The 8,252-nt window shown below is 46.9% G+C and carries 7 protein-coding genes; 1 reads left to right on the forward strand and 6 read right to left on the reverse strand.

Translation table 11 applies throughout. From position 1 onward, the window contains the following. The 3 genes from AC1DUA_RS27070 to AC1DUA_RS27080 form a co-directional block, all read right to left on the reverse strand. A partial coding sequence (locus AC1DUA_RS27070) for a hypothetical protein (protein ID WP_477502719.1) occupies positions 1-515 on the reverse strand: 515 nt, incomplete at its 3' end. Positions 516-583: 68 nt separating this feature from the next. Next, positions 584-1,477 (reverse strand): carbohydrate ABC transporter permease, encoded by an 894-nt coding sequence (locus AC1DUA_RS27075; RefSeq protein ID WP_477502720.1) that lies wholly within the window; start codon positions 1,475-1,477, stop codon positions 584-586. Between the two features lie 21 nt (positions 1,478-1,498). Then, on the reverse strand, positions 1,499-2,575 hold the full coding sequence (locus AC1DUA_RS27080) for a carbohydrate ABC transporter permease (protein WP_477502721.1): 1,077 nt from the start codon (positions 2,573-2,575) through the stop codon (positions 1,499-1,501). Positions 2,576-3,180: 605 nt separating this feature from the next. On the opposite strand from AC1DUA_RS27080, the gene AC1DUA_RS27085 reads away from it, so the two are divergent. After that, positions 3,181-5,190, forward strand: coding sequence for a helix-turn-helix domain-containing protein (locus AC1DUA_RS27085; protein ID WP_477502722.1), 2,010 nt, complete (start codon positions 3,181-3,183; stop codon positions 5,188-5,190). Between the two features lie 482 nt (positions 5,191-5,672). Here AC1DUA_RS27085 and AC1DUA_RS27090 read toward each other — a convergent pair whose 3' ends face one another. The 3 genes from AC1DUA_RS27090 to AC1DUA_RS27100 all read right to left on the reverse strand — a co-directional run. Beyond that, positions 5,673-6,689 carry a glycoside hydrolase family 130 protein gene (locus AC1DUA_RS27090; RefSeq protein ID WP_477502723.1) on the reverse strand — a complete coding sequence of 339 codons (1,017 nt, stop codon included), beginning with the start codon at positions 6,687-6,689 and terminating at the stop codon, positions 5,673-5,675. Between the two features lie 52 nt (positions 6,690-6,741). Continuing rightward, positions 6,742-7,659 (reverse strand): carbohydrate ABC transporter permease, encoded by a 918-nt coding sequence (locus tag AC1DUA_RS27095; protein ID WP_477502724.1) that lies wholly within the window; start codon positions 7,657-7,659, stop codon positions 6,742-6,744. Positions 7,660-7,683: 24 nt separating this feature from the next. Then, a partial coding sequence (locus AC1DUA_RS27100; RefSeq protein WP_477502725.1) for an ABC transporter permease subunit occupies positions 7,684-8,252 on the reverse strand: 569 nt, incomplete at its 5' end.

Here is an 8,252-nt window from a genome sequence, read left to right on the forward strand (position 1 = left end):
GAATTGGTCAGCAGCAACTTCGACTGTACAACGCTCAATTGGTGAATAGCCTCATATAACCCTGTATGGCGTTCAAAACTCGACGAACCCTGAAGCATTTCCTTGCGCACCTGCTGAAATGCCTGCTGGCGCTTCGCTTCATCGACCCCGTACTTGACTGTAAAAATGCTGACCAAGCTCCATGCATCGCCGGCATAAATAGCTGGGATGTTTGTCAATTGACTAGGCTCAATCTTCACTTCTGCCCCGTACCAATCTTGATGCGGTACTTCCAATTGGTCCCCAAGCGTTTCCCGTGACCACGTATCTGTGCTTGGATGGTACCAATCGCCGATACTGCTTGTGTGCCGGCCTTCAAGCAACCGATCCATTTCTTCCAGCATTTCCTCCAAGCTAGCTGCGTAACTTCCCTCTTTAAATAACAGTTCCAAATATCGTTTATAGAAAGTCCCATCCTGATAAAGCGTACCGTCTAAGTCGAATAAAACGACTTCAATCTCATGCAGCCAATTCATCTGTTGTTCCTCCAGCATGTTTCTTTGTTGTTTTTTTACTTGAAAAATCTTAAGAGTCCAGCGTTGTTCTATCCTTTAAGCCCAGCTGAGGTAATCCCTTGATGAAACCAATGCTGCGCGACCAAGTACAGCAAGACAATAGGAGCAATTGTAAAAGTAGCTGCCGCCATCAAATGATGATAATTAGGCCCTTCTTCACTAACAAAATACAACAAACCTACTTGTAATGGCCTGAGGGATTCGCTTGATGTAATTAACAATGGCCAAAGTACTCCGTTCCATTTTCCAATAAAGGCAAGTAATGCTGTTGTAATTAAGGAAGGCAGCACGAGAGGCAGCAATACGGACCACAGATATCGACCACTCGACATGCCATCCACTTGAGCGGCTTCCCAATACTCTTTTTGCACAGATAGAAAAGCTTGTCTTAATAAAAATATCGTGAAGGCTTCCGCAAGAAACGGCAGCATCATCCCCATATAACTGTCATAGAAACCCTGCCCCCCGTTACCCGCCCAATCGTTACCGCCTGCAAAAGGGATATGCCGCATCGTTACGAAGTTAGGGACCAATGTAACATCATAGGGAATGAGCATGGTGATCACCACGAGCATAAAGATGAGATTACGACCACGAAATGTAAAATGTGTAATAGCAAACGCGATCGGCACACACRCGAGTAATTGGAGTGCAGTACCAACACCAGCGATAATCACCGTATTGACAAAATAGCGCTGAAAGGTAGATTCCGGTTTCAACCATGCTTCCGCGTAGTTCTTTAGGTGCCATACATCGGGCAGCCACGTTGGCGGCATGCGATTAATTTCCTCCGCGCTTTTGAGCGAGGTCAGAATCATCCATACGAATGGGAACACCACGCAGCAGGCTAACAATACCGTGCCAATCCACACGATCAACCATGTTATTTTGGAAGAACGGCTTGATCCTACTGAGCCAAACATGCTTTCATCCTCCATCCTGCATTAATGCATATAGTGAACCTTTTTCTCGCCGTACCGCAGCTGCAGCCAGGTTAATCCAAGCAAGAGTACGAATAATACCATCGAAACAGCCGATGCATAACCAACTTGACCATATACATAGAAACTTCTGAAAATATACAAGGGCAGTGACATTGTGGAACCTAATGGCCCACCTTCTCCACCTGAGAAAACATAGAAAGCATTAAACGATTCGAAAGCGCCAATTACCGATACAATGATGAGTAAAAACCAAGTTGGTGACAGCAGTGGTAACGTAATATGACGGATCGTATGCCAAGTCCTGGCTCCATCGATTCGTGCTGACTCCGTTAGATCATGCGGAATTTGCGTCAACCCTGACAAGAACACAATAATCTGAAAGCCTAGGCTGCCCCATATCGTGAACAACATGATCACACCAAGCGCCCAAGTCGGACCTGCGAATGCTGTTGGGATTGAAGAAGGCCAGTGTCCACCGAGAGACTGAATCAGCTTGAATAGAACTGGATCTGGGTCGGTTAGCCATTGCTGCGGCGTTCCTCCCATGTAGCGTACAGCCCAATTCGCGAGCCCTACGTTCGGATGGAAAATCCATTTAAATACAATTGCTGCTGCAACCTGTGAAGTAATGTACGGAAGGAAAAAAAGGACGCGCAGCAAAGCTCTGCCTTTCGTTATATGAAACAAGACATAGGCTACAAAAAATGAAAGCACAAGAGACAAGGGAATCGTGCCGATGGCATAAAATATGGTGACGATAAAGCCTTGTCCAACAGCACCAAGTTGTAAACCAACGGTTGGGTCTTWCACGACGAGGTCCTCAGTAAAAATACGAATGTAGTTATCAAATCCGACGAATCGCTCTGGCACATAACCCCACTTCCACAAACTCATCCACATGCCGAACAGAAGCGGCCAATAACGAAACAACAAAAGCAGAGCCAGCGCCGGAAGGGCATAACACAATCCCGTCCACGCTTCTAGTGTTTTTCTCCGGGAGCGCGACTTGACTCTTATATGCTCCCGCAATCTTGGATTAGGCTTGTTGTCATAAGCAGCAGCTTCTTTCGTTATCACTTAGCATCTCCTCTCTTATCTGCCTTTTGTTTGCCTTACTCCATTCATTGTAGCTAGCAAATGTTTGCTGGTAATTATAGATGCTTTAAGAAATTGTTGCCGATGTTACCGATGTTTACACAATTCGTTATTCACGATTGCAAGAACGGTCATCTTGTTGAGAACAACGGGCATATTAGGTGTTGTTTTGTTAAAAAAAGAAAGACTCTATTCCCTTTGTAAATTTAGGAATAGCGTCTTCAGGACGTACTAAACCCGAAAGCAATGCAGGTATCAGGGAATTGGGCAATAGATGAAGTAGATTCCGTTAATGCGTTCATTGAAGACCCGGATTTTGCGGCTCAACTACTTCAAACGGTAATACGGTAATCTATTCAGAAAACAGCAGCACTCTAGGACTTAATTTTCGTCCATGACCGCTGCTGTTTTTATTCCCCAAAAGGGAAAACTTGTCTTGGCAAATCCGCCAAAAGCCTATATTCTACTAGAAAGGTCGTCCCTTCTTCCTTTACACCAGCTTATTTATCAGCCATAATGAAGAGATGCAAACTATTAAAACCCTCTAGTTTATCTATGTTAGTCTAGTATGGAGAGGAAGCGCATTCATGTCGAAATCATCCTTAAAGTCATCCGTTGTGTCCAGCTTCCGAATGTCTTGGAACAGCTTCAAGTCGAGGCTTCTTCTTAAATATGCGTTATCTTACATACTGATGTTCCTCATTCCCTTAACTGGCGTTACGATTTTCATCTATGAAAACGCAATCAACGATTTGCGCAGAGAAATTGAACAGACGAACGTTAACCAACTCATTCAAGTTAAATTATCAATAGACGAACGAATGAGTGAACTGCAACAAATTACAAGCCGTATTGCTTATGACAAGCAGCTCACCTCCTACATGGTGCATCATCCGTACTATGAGTTGGAAGCGATCGACGCCTTGGGGAATTACAAGGTGAACAGCAGCATTCTGGAAGATTTGTTACTATACTTTCATAATGATGAGAATATTTACTCCTATCGCGGATTAACGAATGTGCATGTAGCATTCGGGGATATGTACCATTATAGTAACTGGACCAGCGACCAGATCTATAGCGATCTGAACAAGATCAAGCAGCCGATGATTCGCCCTGCCGAGAATGTAACCGTTAATTCGCGTAACGACTCCATGCTGACGATGCTTTTCCCGATCAAGCCGAATGATCTCTACCCCACGGCCACTGTCGTTTATATGGTAAATGAGGCGAAGCTGACTGGCGTTATGGATACCATACTCAGCAATTTTTCCGGTAGCAGCTACATTTTCAATCAGGATGGGCAGCTTCTTACCTCCAATAATCATGGAAACGCGCTTCCTGGACAGGCAGTGGGATCTTTGGCCTCTCTAGAGCCCGGCATACATAGCATGAAGCTAGACGGTGTCGAACACTCTGTCGTTTCGGTAAGATCCAAGGAAAACAATTGGAATTATGTCACTGAGCGCATGGTGGCGAGCGCCGGACTGGAATATCCACATGGACAAGGCTTATACGTCTCCCTCATCCTCGCCTGGGATGACAATTTCGAGGGCGGGGAGTCCTCGAACATTCGTCAGCATCTGCAGGAGATGTTCAACGAATTGGAATTTCCGAGCCTCCAAGCTCGCGTTTATGGCGTAGAATTTTCGACGAAGGATCAACTTGCCCTACTCGTCTCCGTCCCTGCGGATGCACAGGAGCCAGCCCAGAAGCGCATTGAGGATGTTGTCGAAGCAATCAAAGTCATGATCAACAACAACATCCAAATTATGCCTTATATCGGTGTCGGAATGCCCTATCCAGACCTCGCCTCGATCAACCAATCGTTTATCGAAGCTGCCACAGCGATAGATAATCGGATTCTGGGATCTAACGGGCGCGTGACTTACTTCGAGCAATTGCAGGATATGATAGCATCAACCTCTTCCGAAGCCTACTGGCTGCCGAAGAAGTCGATGCTTAAGCTGGAGCAAAGCTTGAAGCAGGGTAACGAAACGGTGGCTAATCAAGTGATCATTGATCTGATCGCCGAGATCAAGGAGGCCGCCGTTCCCGCTGCATTACTGCGCTGCATCTGCTTTGATCTCTTGAACTCTCTGCTCAAAACAGCCCATGAGTTAGGGGTCAGCGAAGTGTTCGCCGGCATTCACAACTTCTCCGTTTTCGAAACACTCGAGGATCTTGAGGACCKCTTAAGTTCCCTGGCAGTCAGCATCTGCCAGCAAGTCGAACGTAATACGGAAACAGAACAGCCTTCTTTAATTGAAGATATCGTCGCCTATGTGGATCAGAAGTTCGCCGACTACACGCTCAGTCTTGAGCATGTGGCGCTGAAATATTCCATCTCGATCTCCTACCTGAGCCGCAGCTTCAAAGAGAAAATAGGCCATAACTTTAYGCAATATATTTGGCAAAGAAGAATGGAAGAAGTCATTCGGCTGTTGATTAATACAACCGCTCCACTTAAGGATATCATTGAACAGGTCGGCTACCTGGATGCTCCGAACTTTATCCGTAAGTTTAAGAAAGAAACAGGCTATACGCCGGGACAATACCGCAAACTATACGCCTCTTCCAAAAAGGAGCAGGAATAACCTGCTCTCTGCGCAAGAAAAAAGGGCTGGATGACGGACCGGATCATCGAATCCTAAAAAAGGTATTCACAATGACCCTGATGTCCGGCAGCTAGAGGTCCACCGTTTCTCTGAAAAGCACACTTGCCACCTGTGGCAGGGCTACGGTCCGTTATTCGGCCACTTTCTGCAGGGCGCCAGGCCGGATCTGCTTGAGGTGACCGAGGAGCAGTGGGTTGGTCTTGCGGAGATGACGCCAAGGGAAGTCGTAGCGGACATTTTCTAATTTGATGCAAATAGTGCAGCAAATTTTCGTATTATCGATGGTTTCGGAGATAATCATGCATTTTGTACAGTTAATCATGCGAATGAAAGAAGACCATATGCAAAACGGGCAGCTTAATCCGGGTTACAATGTCCAAGTCGGAACAGAGAACCCATTCATCGTCGGCTGCAGCTTGCATCAGCGGCCAACCGATACCCGTTGGGACAGCCGTTTTAACTTATTGAGGTTCGTTAAGAATGTAATCCACTATCTCATCCAGAGGCACCGTGGCCAAGGCAATTGCCGTATCCGTCACCCCGTAGTAAATGTAGAGCAGTCCATCCTTCACGACATTACCTGTAGGGAAAATAACGTTCGGAATTTGGTAGCCGAATTTCTCATAATACGTTTCCGGCTCCATGATGAAGTTATGCGTACGTGCAATAACCTTCTCCGGGTTCTCCAGGTCCAGCAGCAGCGCTCCCACCCGGTATACAATCTCGTCATCTACACCGTGGTAGAGTACCAGCCAGCCCTTATCCGTTCTTACTGGCGGCGTGGAACCCCCGATTTTCCGCGATTCCCAAGCCGGATTCTCACCTTTGGCAAGCAGCTTCGGTTCTTCCCAGTGAATCAAGTCTTCTGAATACGTAATCCACATGGCCGCCTTCTCCGTGCCGTATTCTTGCCCTACGTATTCCTCAGGACGGCGCAGCATAACGAACTTGCCGTTAATTTTCTCCGGGAACAAAATGTTGTCGCGATCATTGATCTCCAGTGGAGTCGTATCCGCCACAAACTCCCAGTCGATCAGATTGGTCGACTTTGCAATCGAAGAACGAGTCCGCCAATGGACTTCCTGCTCCCCCCAACCGTCCGGATATGTCGGGATGGATCTCTCCGGTACACCGCGATTGGTCGGATAGTAGTTYATCGCGCACGGACGCAGAGCGTAGTTCATGTAGAACGTGCCATCGATTTTGACAACACGAGGGTCCTGTACGCTTCCGTAAGGGAAGCCGAGTTCGTCAGGGGTAAGAACAGGCTCGTCCTTCACATGAGTGAAATTCACGCCATCCTCGCTTTCCAGAAGACCAAGGAAGTTTTTACACGGGGTCAGGGAGCCAGCCGTGCGCTCAATCATGTAGAACTTGTCGTTGTCAATGATAACGGCCGGATTGAACACCGTTACTTTACGCCATTCGTAACCTCCCGGAACGACAATCGGGTTATTCGGATGTCTTGTAATTTTCATACTTATTGCCTCCTAAATTAGATGGATATACAGTAGCTGCAACTAGCTGCAACTAGCCTTTGACAGAACCAATCATAACGCCTTGTACGAAATAGCGCTGCAAGAACGGGTACACCACAACGATTGGCAAGGTGGACACGATGATGACCACATATTTCACAAGTGCGGCAATCTCGGCCTTGTTGTTCATCGCGATGGCCATATCGCCGCTGATCGCAGCACCTGTGGTCTCGGCCGTCATTTCTTGCAGGACGAGAATTTGGCGCAGCACCATTTGCAGCGGATATTTCGACTCGTCATTCAGGTAAATCAAGGCTGGGAAATAACTGTTCCAATGGCTCACGCCATAAAATAAGGCCATTACCGCAATAATCGGCGCTGATAATGGAATAATGATAAGCCCGAACAGCTTAAAGTTCGTACAGCCATCCATATAAGCAGCCTCATGAAGCTCCTTGGGGATGCTGGACTCAAAAAACGTGCGAGCCACGATGATATTCCACACCGAAGCGGCTACCGGCAATATGAGAGCTCCGATGGAGTTCATCAATCCAAGGTTTTTCACTAGCAAGTAGGTAGGAATGAGACCGCCATTGAAGAACATCGTCACCAGAAACATACCCATGAAAAACTTGCGGCCAACGAAGTCAGTTCGACTAAGCGCATAGGCCGCCGGAAGCGTAACGACAAGGTTTAGCAAAGTACCGATAAAGGTGTACAGAAGTGTATTGCCATAGCCCTTCCAAATCTTCATATTATCGAATACAAGCCCATAACCCTTGAAGTTAAGCCCCTTGGGAAACAGCCACATCTCACCAGTGCTTACATACTTGGGATCGCTCATCGAGGCGCTGATAATATACAACACGGGGTATAACACCACGATCAAAGCTAAGCTTAAAAACACATAGTTCATTATGAGAAAAATCCGGTCACCCTTCGTCTCCTTCACAGCAGTGGCAACAGCCATAGATTACTCCTCCCTTCTTCTTGTCTACCACAAGCTCGTTTGACTTGTGCGCTTGGCAATTTTGTTGACGCTAATCAGCAGGATAGCATTGACCAGCGAGTTGAACAGACCTACGGCTGTAGAGAAGCTGTATTGCGCGCTGACAAGCCCCGTACGATAGACAAATGTAGAAATCACGTCGGACGAATTTATGTTCAGCGGGTTTTGCAGCAGTAAGACTTTCTCATAACCCACGCCCAGAATATTACCCACATTCAGAATTAATAAAATGGTAATCGTCGGCACAATCGTCGGAAGATTAATATGGATGACTCGTTTGAAACGGCTCGCTCCATCCACGATGGCCGCCTCATGCAGCTGTGGATCTACGCCGGACAATGCCGCCAGATAGATAATCGTCCCCCAACCTGTGTTCTGCCATACACCCGAAAAGACATACACAGTCTTGAACCAGCTCGGGTCCGTCAAGAAAGCCGGTGCATGGATACCGAACAGCTCCATCAACTTCACGATGATTCCGCTTGATGGAGACAAGAAGGTAATAACCATCCCTGCCATGACGACAACAGAAATAAAATGCGGTGCATACGTAA

The sequence above is a fragment of the Paenibacillus sp. 01T422 genome (assembly GCF_056398785.1).